16 protein-coding genes are annotated in these 17,427 nt (G+C 35.3%); 11 read left to right on the forward strand and 5 right to left on the reverse strand.

Annotated features, from left to right (window positions below):
* Window positions 1–84: 84 nt before the first annotated feature.
* A complete protein-coding gene (locus CLU83_RS16110; protein WP_100433777.1) occupies window positions 85–2,001 on the reverse strand; it encodes a M1 family aminopeptidase in 1,917 nt (638 codons plus the stop codon).
* A gap of 255 nt (window positions 2,002–2,256) precedes the next feature.
* On the opposite strand from CLU83_RS16110, the gene CLU83_RS16115 reads away from it, so the two are divergent.
* From CLU83_RS16115 to CLU83_RS16125, 3 genes are all read left to right on the forward strand, one after another.
* On the forward strand, window positions 2,257–2,736 hold the full coding sequence (locus CLU83_RS16115; RefSeq protein WP_100432548.1) for a hypothetical protein: 480 nt from the start codon (window positions 2,257–2,259) through the stop codon (window positions 2,734–2,736).
* 136 nt (window positions 2,737–2,872) lie between these two features.
* A complete protein-coding gene (locus tag CLU83_RS16120; protein ID WP_100432549.1) occupies window positions 2,873–3,292 on the forward strand; it encodes a lipocalin family protein in 420 nt (139 codons plus the stop codon).
* 169 nt (window positions 3,293–3,461) lie between these two features.
* Complete coding sequence (locus CLU83_RS16125; RefSeq protein WP_100432550.1) at window positions 3,462–4,001, forward strand: DUF4375 domain-containing protein; 540 nt, start codon at window positions 3,462–3,464, stop codon at window positions 3,999–4,001.
* 82 nt (window positions 4,002–4,083) lie between these two features.
* On the opposite strand, the gene CLU83_RS16130 is transcribed toward CLU83_RS16125, so the two are convergent.
* Window positions 4,084–4,479 (reverse strand): rhodanese-like domain-containing protein, encoded by a 396-nt coding sequence (locus CLU83_RS16130; RefSeq protein ID WP_100432551.1) that lies wholly within the window; start codon window positions 4,477–4,479, stop codon window positions 4,084–4,086.
* A 222-nt stretch (window positions 4,480–4,701) separates the two neighbouring features.
* On the opposite strand from CLU83_RS16130, the gene CLU83_RS16135 reads away from it, so the two are divergent.
* Both CLU83_RS16135 and CLU83_RS16140 read left to right on the forward strand, forming a co-directional pair.
* Window positions 4,702–5,526, forward strand: coding sequence for an SDR family oxidoreductase (locus tag CLU83_RS16135; protein ID WP_100432552.1), 825 nt, complete (start codon window positions 4,702–4,704; stop codon window positions 5,524–5,526).
* 1 nt (window position 5,527) lies between these two features.
* Entirely contained in the window at window positions 5,528–6,448 is a 921-nt protein-coding gene (locus CLU83_RS16140) for a DMT family transporter (RefSeq protein ID WP_100432553.1), read from the forward strand.
* 108 nt (window positions 6,449–6,556) lie between these two features.
* On the opposite strand, the gene CLU83_RS16145 is transcribed toward CLU83_RS16140, so the two are convergent.
* A complete protein-coding gene (locus tag CLU83_RS16145; protein ID WP_100432554.1) occupies window positions 6,557–8,620 on the reverse strand; it encodes a M13 family metallopeptidase in 2,064 nt (687 codons plus the stop codon).
* Window positions 8,621–8,751: 131 nt separating this feature from the next.
* Between CLU83_RS16145 and CLU83_RS16150 the strand changes: the two genes are divergently transcribed.
* From CLU83_RS16150 to CLU83_RS16165, 4 genes are all read left to right on the forward strand, one after another.
* A complete protein-coding gene (locus CLU83_RS16150; protein WP_100432555.1) occupies window positions 8,752–9,429 on the forward strand; it encodes an SCO family protein in 678 nt (225 codons plus the stop codon).
* A 71-nt stretch (window positions 9,430–9,500) separates the two neighbouring features.
* Window positions 9,501–9,743 (forward strand): FeoA family protein, encoded by a 243-nt coding sequence (locus tag CLU83_RS16155; RefSeq protein WP_100432556.1) that lies wholly within the window; start codon window positions 9,501–9,503, stop codon window positions 9,741–9,743.
* Window positions 9,740–11,839, forward strand: coding sequence for a ferrous iron transport protein B (gene feoB / locus CLU83_RS16160; RefSeq protein ID WP_100432557.1), 2,100 nt, complete (start codon window positions 9,740–9,742; stop codon window positions 11,837–11,839). The genes CLU83_RS16155 and feoB overlap by 4 nt, the downstream gene beginning before the upstream one ends.
* A gap of 6 nt (window positions 11,840–11,845) precedes the next feature.
* Window positions 11,846–11,968: a FeoB-associated Cys-rich membrane protein gene (locus CLU83_RS16165; RefSeq protein ID WP_100432558.1), complete on the forward strand. Its 123-nt coding sequence runs from the start codon at window positions 11,846–11,848 to the stop codon at window positions 11,966–11,968.
* A 37-nt stretch (window positions 11,969–12,005) separates the two neighbouring features.
* Here the strand turns inward: CLU83_RS16165 and CLU83_RS16170 are convergent, their stop codons facing one another.
* Window positions 12,006–12,659: a metal-dependent transcriptional regulator gene (locus CLU83_RS16170; RefSeq protein ID WP_100432559.1), complete on the reverse strand. Its 654-nt coding sequence runs from the start codon at window positions 12,657–12,659 to the stop codon at window positions 12,006–12,008.
* A gap of 62 nt (window positions 12,660–12,721) precedes the next feature.
* Window positions 12,722–14,593: an Nramp family divalent metal transporter gene (locus tag CLU83_RS16175; RefSeq protein WP_100432560.1), complete on the reverse strand. Its 1,872-nt coding sequence runs from the start codon at window positions 14,591–14,593 to the stop codon at window positions 12,722–12,724.
* A gap of 90 nt (window positions 14,594–14,683) precedes the next feature.
* Between CLU83_RS16175 and CLU83_RS16180 the strand changes: the two genes are divergently transcribed.
* Entirely contained in the window at window positions 14,684–16,954 is a 2,271-nt protein-coding gene (locus tag CLU83_RS16180) for a TonB-dependent receptor (RefSeq protein ID WP_100432561.1), read from the forward strand.
* Window positions 16,955–17,419 carry a DUF255 domain-containing protein gene (locus CLU83_RS16185; protein ID WP_100432562.1) on the forward strand — a complete coding sequence of 155 codons (465 nt, stop codon included), beginning with the start codon at window positions 16,955–16,957 and terminating at the stop codon, window positions 17,417–17,419.
* Window positions 17,420–17,427: the final 8 nt, after the last annotated feature.

The raw sequence follows: 17,427 nt of genomic DNA on the forward strand, positions 1-17,427 counted from the left end.
GAAAAAACACAGAGATTTGCAAAAAATAATTTATAACCCTTTGCGAATCTCTGTGTTTTTTCTTTATAAAACTTTGCGAAACAGTTATCGCTTTATAAATTTTAATTGCTGTGAGCCGATATCGGTTTTTACTTTCATTAAATAAACACCCGAAGCCCATGAACTGACATCCCAACTAGTTACAGTATTTGTTGCTTTTATTTTTTGACCAGCCATATTGTAAAATTGTATTTTTTCGACAATTATTCCACTGGGAATGTCAAGCGAAAGAATATTATTGGCTGGGTTTAGGAATAATTGTGCTGCGGTCAATTCGAATTTTTTGGAAGATAAAGTTGTCGTGTTGCTTTTGGAAATAATATTTTTTTCAGGATCAAATGTGATGTCTGTAATTGTAAAAGGGACGTTTTCTGTAAAAATTTCTCCATTAAACGTATTGTTCAAAACCAAATCCAATTGCTGGCCTCCAGTTCCAAAAACCCTAATAGGAACGGGCATCTCAAAATAGGAAACCGAAGCATCTGATTGCGTTTGATTAATCGTAAATTTGGCTTGACCACTACCTAAATTTTGAGCAGCAATAGTGTAAATTGGATAGCCCTGTTTGTAAATCCAGTCATTAAAAAATTCAGCCAGACTATTGCCGTAAACAGCTTCCAAATGCGATTGCAGATCAGCAGTTTTAGCATATTTATAGGCGAGATTTAGGTCTTTCAAGTAATTTTTTACTCCTTGAAAAAACAAAGCATCGCCCATTTTAAAACGAAGCATATTAAGTACCATAGCGCCTTTATCATAAGTTAATCGGGAGCTAAAAATTCTATCTACATCTGAAAGTTCCGTATCTGTTACATACACAGCTCCATTGGTTTTGGAAGTAATACTGCTGATCATTTTATTCTTTTCTGAAATAAAAGCATTTTTGCCGTCAAAATTTTCGATAACCAGCGAAGCGACATAAGTGGCAAAACCTTCGTTGAGCCAAATATCATTCCAAGCACCACAAGTGATTTTGTCGCCAAACCATTGATGGGCCATTTCATGAGCGATTAAGTCTCTTCCAAAACTATTCATAAAAGAAACCGTAGTGTGTTCCATTCCACCACTCCATTCAAACTGAGCATGTCCGTATTTCTCGGCATGAAAAGGGTATATTTCAAAAAGGCTTTCGTATAAATTTAAAATCAATGGCGTTTGATCTAATTGTGTTTTTACCGATGCCAAAGTTTCGGGATAGATATAGTTGATTATTGGATATTGATTGGGTGCAGTTCCTCCTTGTTGACTGTATACGCTATAATTAGTTACAGCTATGGCAACAAGATAAGCAGGAATTGGGTAGCCATGATGAAAATGGGTGGTTTTGCTGACTCCATTAATTACTGGGACTTCCGGTTCAATACCATTTGAAACACTGACATATTGAGAAGGCGCCGTTATGTAAACATCGATTGCATCAATTTTATCATTTAAATCCTGTTTACATGGCCACCAGTCACGAGCACCGTAAGGTTCTGATAAAGTATATAAAATAGGAGAAGCGTTATGTACTGTCGTGATAAAAGCTTCCTGACCAATGGGAGGAGTACCGGAATACCGAATTTCAACTGTTGTTGAAGCCCCCAAATTTAAAATGGCGGGCAAAGTAATGACTAATTCATTATTGGTATTTTGTACAAAGGCTATTGATACTCCGTTTTGAACAACGGTACTTACTATCAGTTTATTGGTTAAATCAAAAGTCACTGTGGAAAGATCAGACAGCGCGGTAAAAGTGCTGGTCACGATTCCTGAAATAAAATATTTGGTTGGATCTACAGTAAATTCCAATTTTTGATAGGTAACATTATAGTTTAGCGTATTCGGATTAACGCTCAGGTTCATTTCCTTCGCCGCCATATTTTGCTCAAGCTGCGCAATATTTAATGTTTGGCTTGCGCTTTTTTGTGCATAAGTCGAAATCATCAAAATCTGTACTATCAGCAAAAGGCTTTTTTTCATTTCAAATTCAATTAGTGTTCCAAATATAATCAATGATTTTGTTTTAAACGCTTTCTAAGCAAATCACCTGTCATCTGCTTTTAAAACTATAATTTTTAGTTTGCTAAAAAAAATCCGTACTAAACTGTTTTATCCGTAGTATTAATGGCTGAAAATAACCCAACAACCAGAATAAATACTTTTTTTGTACAAAAAGACTATATTTGAAATACTTTAAATTATCAAAAAACAATCATTTATAAATACAGTAATACAATGGAAGCAGAATTCAAAGAAAAGCAAAAATTTACTCAATGGTGGTTATGGTTATTTTTAATCGGAATCGGAATTTTCCAAGTTTTTGCCCTTTCCAGCCAGTTAATTAAAGGAGAGTATTTTGGAGATAAACCAATGTCAAATATTGTATTAATTATCTTCACAATAATTCCATTCGGAATCATAATTTTGTTTTGGTATATAAAACTGGAAACAGAAATTGACAAAAAAGAAATACGGGTTAAGTTTACTCCTTTGGTCAAAAAAGCATTTAGATGGGAGGACATAAAAACAGCAACAGTTATACAATATAAGTTTGTAGGTTATGGAATCCGGTTATTTACTTCTTATGGGACAGTTTATAATACCAAAGGAAATATGGGACTGGCGATTGAATTAAAAAGCGGAGAAAAGATCTTAATCGGCACACAAAGAGCTGATGAATTAACCAAGAACATTGAAAAACATTTAGACCAATAAGTTATAATTTAAATCCATTATCATTGTGTTTTGCAATTTCATGATAACAATAATGTAACTAATTTCAATAATTATGTAACAGTCTTCAGGCTCTCTAAAGCTAATTTAGCCATTATTAATTTTTAAAAAAAGAGACATGAAAACTAAAAGCATATTAATTGCATTCTTGTTAAGTATCGGGTTATTTACAACATCTTGTAATTCCAGTGATGAAAACGAAGGAGATACATTAGCCCCAATAGAAGGGAAATGGGATATTGTAAAAGTCGGCACCAGCATTAATGGTGTTGAAACATTGTCTGATCCGCCTCAAAACACACCTGGTTGTAATCATGATTATATTGACCTAAAAATCAATAATACATTAGTTTCAGGGGATTATAGTTCTACTGTTAGTCCTTGTGCATTAACAACTCAGTCAGGAACTTATTCCAGAGGAGACAGTAAAGTAACACTTGTTATAAATGGCGCAAGTACGACTTATGACATTGTTAATCTTACACTTAGCGAATTAAAATTAAAAAATGGAAACGCTATCTCAGTTTACATCAGATAATTTATTTATTCTGGTGTTAAATCCTGCATCTTAAGAGATGAAAAACGAAACGGAAATGACTTTAAAAGTCATTTCCGTTTTTTTATAGATTGAAGGACAATCGAAGTCAAAATATTGTGTTTGTATTGTTTTTTAGCAGAAATTTGCCAAATATTCAAAACACACTCACATGGAATTCGGCAGAATCATTATATCAGAAACCGCGGCAAACAGCGAAAATCCTCAAGATATTATCAACTCTAATATTTCGGTAATCAATTTAATGCGCGAGGAAAAAGTAGATGATGACTTGATTCATGAAGATGCTTTGATGAGTTATTATTTAGATTATTATACTTCCCAATGTACTGAAGGGAATTTTGCCCAATTTGTCTATAATTCCCGTTGGAATACTGAATTAAACGAACTTATCGAAGAAGGTCTGCAATTGCTTGGCGCCGAAAAACATTTGGAATTGTTTCAGCAGCAATGCAAAAAAGTAAAACTAATGAGCAGTGTCAAGCGAGAAAAATTCTTCAAAGGCAAACTCGAAGGCGTAAACCCAATTAGAGATCTATTGAACAACGATACTTTTTTCGAAATAAAAGAAAACTTAGTGGCACTAAATGCCAATTTCTTAAAATCCCATCCTGATACAGAAATCCTTTCTGTAGATGAAATGTTTGCTGCTCTCGAAGAATTCGTGGGGCACGAGATTAAAAGAGAATAATTGTTTTCAAGTTGAGATGTAATTTTACATAAATACTGAAAGAAAAAGCATTGCTAAATTAATTTAGCAATGCTTTTTCTGTTTAACAAGCACATTCAATTTTTTGTCCTGCATTATTTCCTTGAATTCCCTCGGTAGCGTAACCGTCAAATTTCCACCACTCGATTCCTCCTATTAATTCTTTTACTTTAAATCCCAATTTAGTCATATTCAAAGCTCCTTTAGTTGAAGCATTACAACCTATTCCATCACAATACGTTACATACAAAACTTCTTTATCCAAATGACTGGTAGTTTCCGGGCTCATTTCACGATGCGGAATATTAATTGCGTTTGGAATATGTTCTGCCTCAAATCCAAAAGCTTTTCGGGCATCAAGGGCGATTACTTTTTCACCATTGCTTAAAGCGTCAAACAAATCTGAGGGATCCATTTCAAAAGCCAGCTTGTTTTCATAATATTGTATTTGTGCTTCCATTTGTATAGTTTTTTAGATTTAATACTAATCCAAAATTAAGGCAATTGCGTTTAAAAGTTCATCTATTATTCCATAAATCAGGGCAAACGCATTTGTTTTACCGCAGATTCGCAGATTTTAATGTGAATTATCAGCTTTCAGCGGAATTAGCGCACACGAGCGAAGTGAACTGACCAAGTAAATTATTTTGTTCCTTTGTCAAAATAATTTTCAAAAATATAAATGAAACAAATAAGCATATTAGGTTGCGGTTGGTTAGGTTTGCCTTTGGCGAAAGCCTTAATTGCAAATGGATTTTCTGTGAAAGGTTCAACGACTTCCGAAGAAAAACTTTCAGGATTAACAACAGAAGGCATTGATTCTTTTTTGGTTGCACTTGACAGCGAAAGAATAACGGGAGCTATTGATGACTTTATGCTCGGAAGCGAAACTTTGATAATCAATATTCCACCGCAATTGAGAGGAAAAAACAGCGATTCTTCAACTGAGAATGAAAAGATATTTGTCGAAAAGATAAAAATTTTGATTCCGTACATTGAAAAATCGACGATTGAAAATGTGCTTTTTGTGAGTTCGACATCAGTTTATGGCGAAGTCGAAGGAACGATAACTGAAGAAACAGTTCCAAAACCCGATACCGAAAGCGGTAAACAATTACTGGAAGCGGAATCGATTTTGCAAGATAATCCCAACTTCAAAACCACGGTTCTCCGTTTTGGGGGACTCATCGGCGAAGACCGAAATCCAGTCAAATTTCTGGCAGGAAAACAAAACATTGAAAATCCAAACACCCGCATCAATTTTATCCATCAAGAAGATTGCATTGGAATTATCCTGAAAATCATTGAACTAAAATCTTGGAATGAGATTTACAATGGCGTCAGTCCATTTCATCCCACAAGACAAGCATATTATACTCAAAAAGCAACCGAATTAAGTTTACCTTTGCCAGCGTTTGATCATTCCAAAACGGTTGCAGAAAAACTCATTTTGAGCGACAAAGCAGTAGCCGTTTTGGGCTATACCTTCATTAAAACCAATTTATAAGTTGACATCAAGAATAAAAACCGCAATTAAGACAAAAGTTAATTTCATAGGATTACCTATTTTGGCTTTATGCTGGGTGGGCTTTTTTTGGGGGACCACTTGGCTGGCTTCCAAAGAAGGAGTAAGGCACATGCCTGGATTGCAGGTCGCCGCTATCAGACAATTTATTGCTGGATCTCTTTACTTGTGCTACTTCCTTTTGAAAAAAACGCCTTGGCCCAAAGGAAAACAATGGAAAACCATTATCATACTCAGTATTCTCAATTTTTCTTTGAGCAATGGTCTAAGCACATGGGGCGTGAAATATATCACCAGCGGTTTGGGCTCAATTATTTCCGCTATGGTACCGCTATGGATTTTATTGATTACTATTTTTAAAGGAGAACGAATCACCCGATTGGTCGTTTTGGGAATTTTAATTTGTTTTGGGGGAGTTTGCGTAATTTTTTACGAACATCTTCTTGATTTCATGCATCCCAATTTTCGATTTGGCATCATGATTTCGATAGCTTCAACAATAACCTGGTCCTTTGGCACTTTATATACCAAGAAAAAAGCAGCCAGTTTCAATCCGTATTTTAGTTTAGGACTGCAAATGTTTATTTCCAGCATTTTTCTGCATACTCTTATCGGCGTTACAGGAACTGGCATCGCGCTTTCAGAAATTCCTGCCAATTCCTGGTGGTCAATTGCCTATTTGGTTATCATCGGATCAATATTGACCTTTATTGCCTTTATTTATATGCTGCAAAAACTCCCTACCGAATTAAGCAGCCTGTATGCTTATATAAACCCTATTGTTGCAGTTATTTTAGGCTCTTTAATTTTTGGAGAACCCTTGACCACAGCAATTATTTTTGGCGGAAGCATTACTTTACTTGGATTGTACTTGATTAATTATTCGATGCGAAAAAAACGTTAAACCTAGACAGCATTAGAAATCTGCAACATCTGAATTCTTTTATAACATGAAAAAATCCCATCAAGTTTTAAAGCCTGACGGGATTTTATTTTTAGTGAAAATTATTTACTACCAAATCTTAACCCTTTTCTCAGGAACGATAAACATTCCGTCACCCGATTTAATATCGAATGCTTGATAAAAAGCATCAATGTTTTGTAATGGTACATAACCTCTATACATACCTGGAGAATGCGGATCTGTTTTTACACGGCTTTTGATTGCTTCATCTCGCATTTTGACACGCCAAACGGTAGCCCAAGATATAAAGAAACGCTGTTCTGGCGTGAATCCATCAATTAATTCTGGTCTGCCATTCTCTTTCAAATACAATTGCAGACCGTCATAAGCAGCATTTACTCCCCCCAAATCACCAATGTTTTCGCCAAGTGTAAATTTGCCGTCAACGTGTATTCCAGGCAAAGGTTCAAGTGCGCTGTATTGATTGGCAAGAGCTGTCCCTAATGCAGTAAATTGCTTTAAATCTTCGGCAGTCCACCAATCAATAAGATTTCCATCGGCATTATAACGGGATCCAGCATCGTCAAATCCATGGGATATTTCGTGTCCGATTACGGCTCCAATTCCGCCATAATTTACAGCATCATCAGCTTGATAATTATAATATGGAGGCTGTAAAATCGCTGCAGGAAACACAATTTCGTTGTACGATGGGTTGTAATAAGCATTTACGGTTTGTGGAGACATGTGCCATTCTGTTTTATCAACTGGTTTTGGCAGGTCATCAATAGCCTTTTGATAATTCCAAAGTGACACATTTTTTGAATTCTCAAAATAACTCCCTCCTTCAGACGGGTTTTTTATCGCTAGTTTCGAATAATCTTTCCATTTGTCTGGATACCCAACTTTAATAGATATTTTATTTAATTTTTCAATCGCTTTCACTTTTGTTTCAGCAGACATCCAAGTCAAATTATTAATTCTTACTTCATAAGCTCTGATGATGTTTTTAATCATCTTCTCCGCTTTTACTTTCGCTTCAGCGGGAAATAATTTTTCTACATATAATTTCCCTAATGCTTCCCCAATTTTTCTGTTTATAATTAACAAAGCTCTTTCTTCAAGAGGTCTTTGTTTAACAGCACCTGTTAAAGTCTTTTCGTAAAAATCAAAAGAAGCAGTTTCTATATTCATTGATAATAGATTGGCTGAATTATTCAACAGAGTCCATTTCATATATTCTTTCCAGTCAGCCACTTTATTTTCGGCAAAAATAGTTTGCAAAGCTTTCATATATCTAGGCTGATCTACATTGACGCTATTTAATTTTGTAAATCCAACTCCCGAAAAATAGTTTTCCCAATTGATTGCAGGAACGATTTTTTGTAAATCGGCAATGGTAGTCGGATTGTACTGCAATCTAGAATCCCTGCGTTCAACTCTGTCTAATCTGGGTTTTGACATAGCCGTTTCCAAGGCTAAAATCTTTGCAGCGTTTTCACTGGCCTGCTTTGGATTTTCACCAATAAACTGAAGCATTCTAGTAACATGAAGTACATATTTTTCTCTTTTTTCTTTAGAATCTTTATCTTCAGAAATATAATAATCCTTGTCTGGCAAACCCAATCTTCCTAAACCAAGACTAACAGTGTTTTTATTGCTGTCTTTCTCATCTGCACCAACTCCAACGCCAAAAAAACCAATACCGCCGATTGGTTCCATTTCGATCAATATTTTTTGCAGATCATCAATATTTCTCACCTTATCAATTTTTGCCAAATAAGGTTTCAGCGGGTTAATTCCCTGCTTGTTTCTAGCAACCGTATCGAGGATTGATTTGTAAAGATTAATCGCTTTTCCTTGGTCGGTATTGGACTTATACTTGGGATTTTTCGAAGCTTCTTTCAAAATATCTAGAGCATCCTTATCAGTTTTTTTCACCAATTCACTAGAAGATCCCCAAGTTGTTCTATCGTTTGGAATTTCAGTTTTCTCTAACCAAGTTCCATTTACAAATTGGAAAAAATTTTCTGAGGGCTTAATTTTTGAATCCATATAGGAGACATTAATTCCAGGTTCAGCCATTTTTACAGCTGATTGCGCTTGACTTTCAGATACCCAGATCAATGTGGGAATCAAAAATAAAAGCCTTTTCGTTAATACGTTTTTCATCTATTAATTGTTTAGAAGTTGTTACAAACATATTAATAATTTCTCGTTTTGTTATATTTTTTTAGAAATACGCCAAGTTAAAAAGCCCGAAAATGAAACTCCTTTTTGTATTTTTGCACTAAATTACTTTTATGTTATCTATTTTAAAAAAATACCGAATCTATATTGGTGTCGTAACAGTTTTTTCCATCATAACGCTTTACTTATTTTATGGTGCTTTAAAACCTAGTAAAACATTGCCTATCTATAATCCTGCCGATGTAAACCCAGAATTAGTAGACAGCACCGTTCAATATGTTAGTAAATACCACACTATTGCTGATTTTTCATTTACCAATCAAAACGGAAAAACCGTTACCCAAAAAGATTATGAAGGCAAAGTATATGTCGCCGATTTTTTCTTTACGACCTGCGGTTCTATTTGTCCCAAAATGACTACCAACTTGGTCGATGTACAAAAAGCAATTAAAAACAATCCAAAAGTCAAGTTGCTCTCCCTTTCCGTTTTTCCTGAAACCGATAGTGTCCCTGCACTAAAAGCATACGCAAAAAAGTATGGTGTCATTGATGCCAAATGGGATCTGGTAACTGGCGATAAAAAAGAAATATATACGATGGCCAGAAAATCATACTTGGCCGTAAAAATGGGAAAACCAGAAGAACTGTATGATATGGTGCATACTGAAAATTTTGTTTTGGTTGACCAAAAAAGAAGAGTTCGAGGTTTTTATGATGGTACTAAGAAAGAAGAAATTCAGCGTTTAATTGAAGATATTAACTGGCTTTGCGAGAATGAAAAAAATGAGTAAAACTGATAATAATCAGCTTTAATTATAATAAAAAATGTATTTTTGCAATCTTAATTCAATCTAAATAAGCTTTGCAGACAACGATACATTCTCTCAAAAAAGGCCAAAAAGCCACTATCCTAGATTTTGATATCGATTTAATCCCATTAAAACTGCTAGAGATGGGCTGTTTGCCTGGCAATGAGGTCGAATTGCTTCAAATAGCTCCGTTTGGAGATCCTTTGTATTTAGATATAAATGGCTCCCATCTTGCCATTCGTATCGAAACCGCCAAACTTATTGAAGTAGAACTCATTAATAATATTACAAAATGAGTTTAAAAAATATCAACGTTGCTTTAATTGGAAATCCGAATGTTGGTAAAACTTCGGTTTTTAATCAGCTTACTGGTCTAAATCAGCAAGTAGGGAATTATCCTGGAATTACTGTGGAGAAAAAAATGGGTTTTTGCAAATTGCCCAATAATGTAAAAGCCAATATTCTTGATTTACCTGGTACTTATAGCCTAAATGCCAGTTCTATTGACGAAAGTGTTGTTATAGAACTCTTGCTCAACAAAAATGACCGCCTCTATCCAGATGTTGCGTTAGTGGTTACCGATGTAGAAAATCTCAAACGAAATTTACTTCTTTATACACAAATAAAAGACCTAGAAATTCCAACTATTTTAGTCATTAATATGGCTGACAGAATGGAACACAAAGGAATTACTCTAGATATTCCATATCTCGAACAACACTTAAAAACCAAAATTGCGCTGATTAGTTCCAGAAAAGGTCACGGAATCGAAGAATTGAAAAACTTAATTGTCAGTTACAAAACCATTTCGGCAGAACCCTGTTTGAATGCATCGATAATTGATCCCGAATATTTCAACAGTCTTCGTCATGCATTTCCAAATCAGCTGTTATATAAATTGTGGCTGGTAATTACGCAGGACGTCAACTTTTTAAATTTGGAACGTAATGAAATACGAAGTTCGTTTACCAAATCCCATTCTGATTTAAAACGTTTACAACAAAAAGAAACCATCAAGCGATATCAATTCATCAATGATGTTTTAAAAGAAGGTTTAAAAATCGACTCTAGTGTAGCCAAAGATTTTCGCAGTAAACTAGACCGCGTACTTACTCATAAAGTTTGGGGCTATTTGATTTTTTTCATGATTTTATTTGTGATTTTTCAATCTATTTTCGAGTGGTCCAAAATTCCGATGGATTTTATCGACAGCACTTTTGCCACATTAAGCACATTGGCGGGTGAGCATTTACCTTCGGGTATGTTAACCAATTTGATTTCACAGGGAATAATACCGGGAATTGGAGGTATTTTAATATTTATTCCGCAGATTGCCTTTTTGTTTTTATTCATTTCGATACTCGAGGAAAGCGGTTATATGAGCCGCGTTGTGTTCTTAATGGACAAAATTATGCGCCGATTTGGTCTATCCGGAAAAAGTGTGGTTCCTTTAATATCGGGAACAGCCTGTGCCATTCCAGCTATTATGGCAACCCGAAATATCGAAAACTGGAAAGAACGCTTAATCACCATACTGGTAACACCTTTTACAACCTGCTCTGCACGTTTACCGGTTTATGCTATTATCATTGGCTTGGTTATTCCAGACACTTATGTTTTTGGAATTTTAAACCTTCAAGGATTAACCTTAATGCTTTTGTATGTCATTGGTTTTGGAATGGCAATATTAGCAGCTTATATACTTAATCTTATTTTAAAAGTAAAAGGAAAAACCTTTTTTGTGGTAGAAATGCCCAATTATAAATTACCGATGTTCAAAAACGTTGCCATCAACGTAATTGAAAAAACAAAAGCGTTCGTTTTTGGCGCTGGTAAAATTATTTTGGCAATATCGATCATCTTATGGTTTTTGGCTTCTTACGGACCAGGAAAAGAGTTTAAAGACGCCGAAAAGATAGTCTTTGAAAACGCTAAAGAAAATCCGCTGTCTTCTACAGAGTTTGATAATGCTGTGGCTTCCCAAAAACTGGAAAACTCTTATATTGGATTAATGGGAAAAAGCATCGAGCCGGTAATTTCTCCTTTGGGTTACGATTGGAAAATAGGCATTGCTATTATCAGTTCATTTGCAGCCAGAGAAGTATTTGTAGGCACCTTGGCAACCATCTATAGCGTGGGCGGTACTGACAATGAAAACACCATTAAAAACAAAATGGCGGCAGAAATAAATCCTGTAACTGGCGAGAAAATTTTCAACTTTGCTTCGGGGATTTCCTTATTGATGTTTTATGCTTTTGCAATGCAGTGCGCCAGTACTCTTGCTATAACAAAAAAGGAAACCAACTCTTGGAAATGGCCGGCTGGACAATTGGTTTTTATGAGCACACTGGCCTATTTAGTTGCACTGATTGCGTTTCAAGTTTTAAAATAAAGCAATATGATACAAGAAATTATAGCCTTTATCGTCCTTATACTTGCTCTTGCTTTTTTGATCCGAAAGTTTTTCTTCAAAAAAAAATCGGATAAAAACTGCGGGGGTGGTGATTGTGGCTGCAGCTAATTGGTTTTTAAACAAAAAAATCAAAATTTAATCAATCCTAAATTACTTTCACGAATAAATTACTCGCAATTTTATTAGAAATTGCAAATTCTATTCCGTTTACTTTTATTTTTAAGGATAAATCGAAAGTTTCCTTTGCCAAAATTTCAATTTTAGTTCCCAGTCCAATTTGCTGCTTGTCTAGGTATTTTAAGAATTCAGAAGAGTTGTCTTTTACTCCTACGCATATCCCTGACTGATTAGTCAATAACTCCGATAACAATTGTTTTTCAATAGCTATGATTCTCCCCTGTGCATCGGGAATCGGGTCACCGTGTGGGTCTTCGGTAGGATTTCCAAGAAAATCATCAAGCTTATTAATAAGTTTTTCAGATTTGATATGTTCCAGCTGCTCAGCAATGTCATGAACCTCATCCCAAGAAAAATCCAATTTTTCAACCAAAAAAACTTCCCATAAACGGTGCTTTCTCACAATCATTTTGGCACTTAATTTTCCAGCTTCGGTCAAGGAAACACCTTGGTATTTTTTATAATTTACTAAATCTTTATCTGCCAATTTTTTGAGCATATCGGTTACTGAGGATGCTTTGGTCTCCATAATTTCGGCTATGGCATTGGTACTTACTTCACTATCGAGACTAGTTGTAAGATGGTATATGGATTTTAGATAATTTTCTTCGGAGAAAGTCATTTGATTGCAGATTTTAGATTGCAGATTTTAAAAATCTTGATGCTTAATTCTTAATACCCTTTTTAATTTTTTACAATCAGCAAAGGTATGGAAATCTTGTGTCTCAAACGGTCAACTGTAGTTCCAAAGAGCAAATCCTTCATTCCAGTATGTCCGTGAGTACCCATAATAAGTATGTCAAAATCTCCTTTGTTCACTAATTTTGGAATCACTTTATTGGGTCTTCCAAAACCCAAAACAGTCTTGACGTGAAACCCTTTATCCTTAAACATTGATTTATATTCCAGCAGCAAGGTTTCGTCTACCGTAGTTTCATGATCGTCAATCTGTTTACCATACATCATGGCTCCAACTGATTCGACCACGTGAATCAAAGTATAATTTGCATCTTTTCCTCCAACTTTGAAGGCATGATTAATTGCATTTTCATCGGCAAACGAAAAATCGACAGTTATCGCAATATTCTTATTATCTTGAACAACTGCTTCTGTAAACTTTAAATTCATACCATGCGGTGAATGATTTTCAATATTGAGCCTGGATTTAGAAAAGAAAGGTTTTACAACGATATAAAGCAACAAAATAAGGAATCCAAAAGCCAAAGGCACAACTGTTAACCAAAGAACAATTGGATTTTTGGATGTTTCCAGCCAACCCTGTATTTCAGAATAAACCAATTTGGCATTCAGTGAAACTATTATAACAGCTATTAGCCAAGCAGTTACTTGAGTTGCTTTACCAATATGATAGCCTTTCATTTTGGATTTATCACTGACAAAATGAATTAACGGAATGATAGCAAATCCCAGCTGCAGACTCAAAATAACCTGACTTAACACCAAAAGTTTGCCTGTAACGCTTTCGCCATATATCAAAATAATGATTACTGCAGGCACAATCGCTATCAAACGGGTAAGAATACGGCGCACCCAAGGCTGAATTCTCAAATTAAGATAGCCTTCCATCACTATCTGACCCGCCAATGTGCCTGTCACTGTCGAGCTTTGTCCAGCGGCAATCAAAGCAACAGCAAATAAAACAGGCGCCCATTTAGTTCCAAGCAAAGGCTGCAGAAAACGATAAGCATCCTGAATTTCGGCCACTTCATGCATTCCATTCTTAAAAAATGTAGCTGCCGCCAAAATTAAAATAGCTGCATTTACAAAAAATGCAAGGTTTAAAGCAATGGTCGAATCAATTAAATTATACTTTATTGCCTGTTTGATTCCTCTATCAGTACGGCTGAATTTTCGGGTTTGCACCAATGAAGAATGCAGGTATAAATTATGAGGCATAACGGTAGCGCCAATAATCCCAATTGCTATGTAAAGAGCCGATTCATTAGGCAAAGAAGGAATCAAACCATAAAGTACCTTCCCCATTTCAGGTTGTGCAAATATCATTTCGAAAATAAAAGACAGCCCTATAATCATTACTAAAGCAATAATAAAAGCCTCCATTTTTCGGATGCCTTTATTAATTAGAAAAAGCAGTAAAAAAGTATCCAAAACTGTAATCATAACAGCCTCTATCAATGGTATTCCAAATAATAAATTGATACCGATAGCCATTCCCAAAACTTCGGCCAAATCACAAGCCGCAATAGCAATTTCGGCAAGAAAATACAGAATATAATTAATTACAGGAGAATACGTTTCGCGGGAAGCTTGAGCCAAATCACGCTGGGTAACAATTCCCAATCGGGCACTTAAACTCTGCAACAGCAAAGCCATTAAATTACTCATCAGCAACACCCACAACAAAGCATATCCAAACTGACTTCCGCCAGCTATATCGGTCGCCCAGTTCCCTGGATCCATATAACCGACACTAACTAAATATGCGGGACCAAAAAAGGCTAATATTTTTTTGAAAACTGTTTTTTTATTTTGGGTAGACACCGATTGGTGTACTTCTTCAAGGGACTTAGACATCTTTAATGTTTTAATAAACAAATATATAAAAATAACTTTATATTAATGAAATATTATTTTTAGATTTGTCTAAAAATTTAATTAAACAAAATGAAATATTTATTTATACTAGTGCTAATATTTATATACTCCACCTCTTTTTCACAAAACAGCAGTTCTGTCTCTGGAAAAATTACTTTCGAAAACAAAGCAATACAGTCTGCCTCTATTGAATTGATAAGAACCAGCTTCAAAACCCAAACTGACAGTTTAGACAATTATAAATTGGAAAATATTCCTGCTGGCAATTATAAAATACAAATTGCATCACGCGGATTAAAAACCATAACTAAAAACATTTCCCTCAAAGAAAATGAAACTCTTCTCCTTGATTTTCAACTGCAGGAAAACGAAAATGAACTCAACGAAGTCGTAGTTTCGGGAACTTTAAAAGCTGTAAAAAGGCTCGAAAGTGCCGTTCCTGTTGAAGTTTACAGCCCTGTTTTCTTCAAGAAAAACCCAACACCAAGCATTTATGAAGCCCTGCAAAATGTAAACGGAGTAAGACCACAGCTCAACTGTGGCGTATGCAACACCGGCGATATTCACATCAATGGATTGGAAGGCCCATATACTTCGGTAATGATCGACGGCATGCCAATTGTAAGCAGTTTGTCGACCGTTTACGGATTATCTGGAATTCCAAATTCATTGGTAGAACGCATAGAAATCGTAAAAGGACCGGCCTCCTCTTTGTACGGAAGCGAAGCAGTTGGCGGATTAATCAACATTATTACCAAAAACCCAAATAATGCTCCCCTATTTTCTGCCGATGTATTCACCACTTCCTGGCTGGAAACAAATGCTGATTTGGGCGTGAAATTTAATATCAAAAAAACAACTTCCTTATTGGGAATGAATTATTACAACTATGGTCAAACCATTGACAATGATAATGATGGATTTACCGATGTAACGGCTCAAAACAGGATTTCGGTTTTTAATAAATGGAATTTCAACCGAACACAAAACCGTTTATTTACGGTTGCCGTCCGCGGAATGTACGAAGACCGCTGGGGTGGCGATGTGCACTGGGAGAAAAAATACCGTGGCGGTGATGAAATTTACGGCGAAAGTATTTATACCAAACGCGGTGAACTTTTAGGAAGTTATCAATTACCCACAACCGAAAAACTAATGCTGTCTTTTTCGGGAACAATGCATTTTCAAGACAGCCGTTATGGAACAACTTCCTATATTGCGAATCAAAAAATTGGGTTTGTACAGCTGACTTGGGACAAAAAACTAGGAAAAAACGATTTACTGACTGGAATCGCTTCCCGTTACACTTACTATGATGACAACACTACATCGACGGCAACTTTAAACGAAAACAATCCAGAAAAAACATGGCTTCCCGGTATTTTTGTTCAGGACGAAATTACGTTTAGCGAAAAACACAAAGTTCTTTTAGGAATTCGATACGATTACAACTCGATTCACGGGAATATTTTTACACCAAGATTTGCCTATAAATTAAAAATCAATGAAAACAATATTCTACGTTTGAATGCAGGAACAGGCTTTAGAGTAGTCAATTTATTTACCGAAGACCACGCCGCCTTAACAGGTTCGCGAGAAGTAGTTATTGCCGAAAACCTTGATCCTGAAAAATCAGTAAATGCTAATTTGAATTATATCAAGAAAGTTTACTTTTCGAACGGTACGTTTTTAGGGATTGAAACCACTGCATTTTACACTAGATTTAGTAACAAAATTGTATCTGATTACTCGAATCCAGAGAAAATTATATACACCAATATTGACGGTTATGCTTTGAGTCAGGGCATTAGCTGTAATACGGACATCAATTTCACCAATGGATTAAAATTTATATTAGGTGCGACTTATATGGATGTTTCAAATGTGGAAAACGGCATCAAAACAAGACCCTATTTAACCGAGAATTTCACAGGAACTTGGGCTGTTTCGTATAAAATTAATCCAATTAATATAGCGATTGACTACACAGGAAATGTATACAGCCCAATGAAACTGCCTTTATTAAGCGAGACCGATCCAAGAAGTCCAAATTCACCTTGGTACAGTTTACAAAACATACAGTTTACCTATTCGGGCTGGAAAAATTTCGAATTGTATGCTGGCATCAAAAACCTGCTTAACTTTACTCCTAAACAAAAAAATCCATTCCTGATTTCTAGAACAGAAGATCCTTTTGATAAGAATGTACAATATGATACCAACGGAAAAGTATTAATAACACCAAATAATCCTTACGGTTTAACATTCGATACCACTTATGTTTACGGACCCAATCAAGGGATTAGAGGTTTCTTTGGATTGCGATATAATTTATTTTAGATGAAGAAATGGCTTTACATCCTATTGATTTTCTTTTGGGCAATTCCATCCGGTTTTGCCCAATTGAAAACCTATACCTTTGAACAAGCCGAAAAATCATCCAAAGAAAATCCAAAACCATTTGTCGTTTTCATCCATACTTCTTGGTGCAACTACTGCAAAATGATGGAGAATTCTACTTTCAAAAACTCGGAAATTATTGCACTATTAAACGATAATTTCTACTTTATTTCATTCGATGCCGAAAGCAAAGAAGACATTCATATTAATAATCATACGTATCAATTCAAACCAAATGGGCAAAACACAGGAATTCACGAACTTGCCACAGCATTAGCAACTATTAATTCTCAAGTGGTTTATCCAACAGTTACTATTTTACAAACTGATTTTTCGATTGTGTTTCAAAAGGGTTCTTTTTTGAGTGGTAAAGAGTTAATTGCTATTTTAAAAAAGATAAAGTAATTGACTCC

The sequence above is a fragment of the Flavobacterium sp. 1 genome (genome assembly GCF_002797935.1).
In the GTDB taxonomy this organism is placed as follows: domain Bacteria; phylum Bacteroidota; class Bacteroidia; order Flavobacteriales; family Flavobacteriaceae; genus Flavobacterium.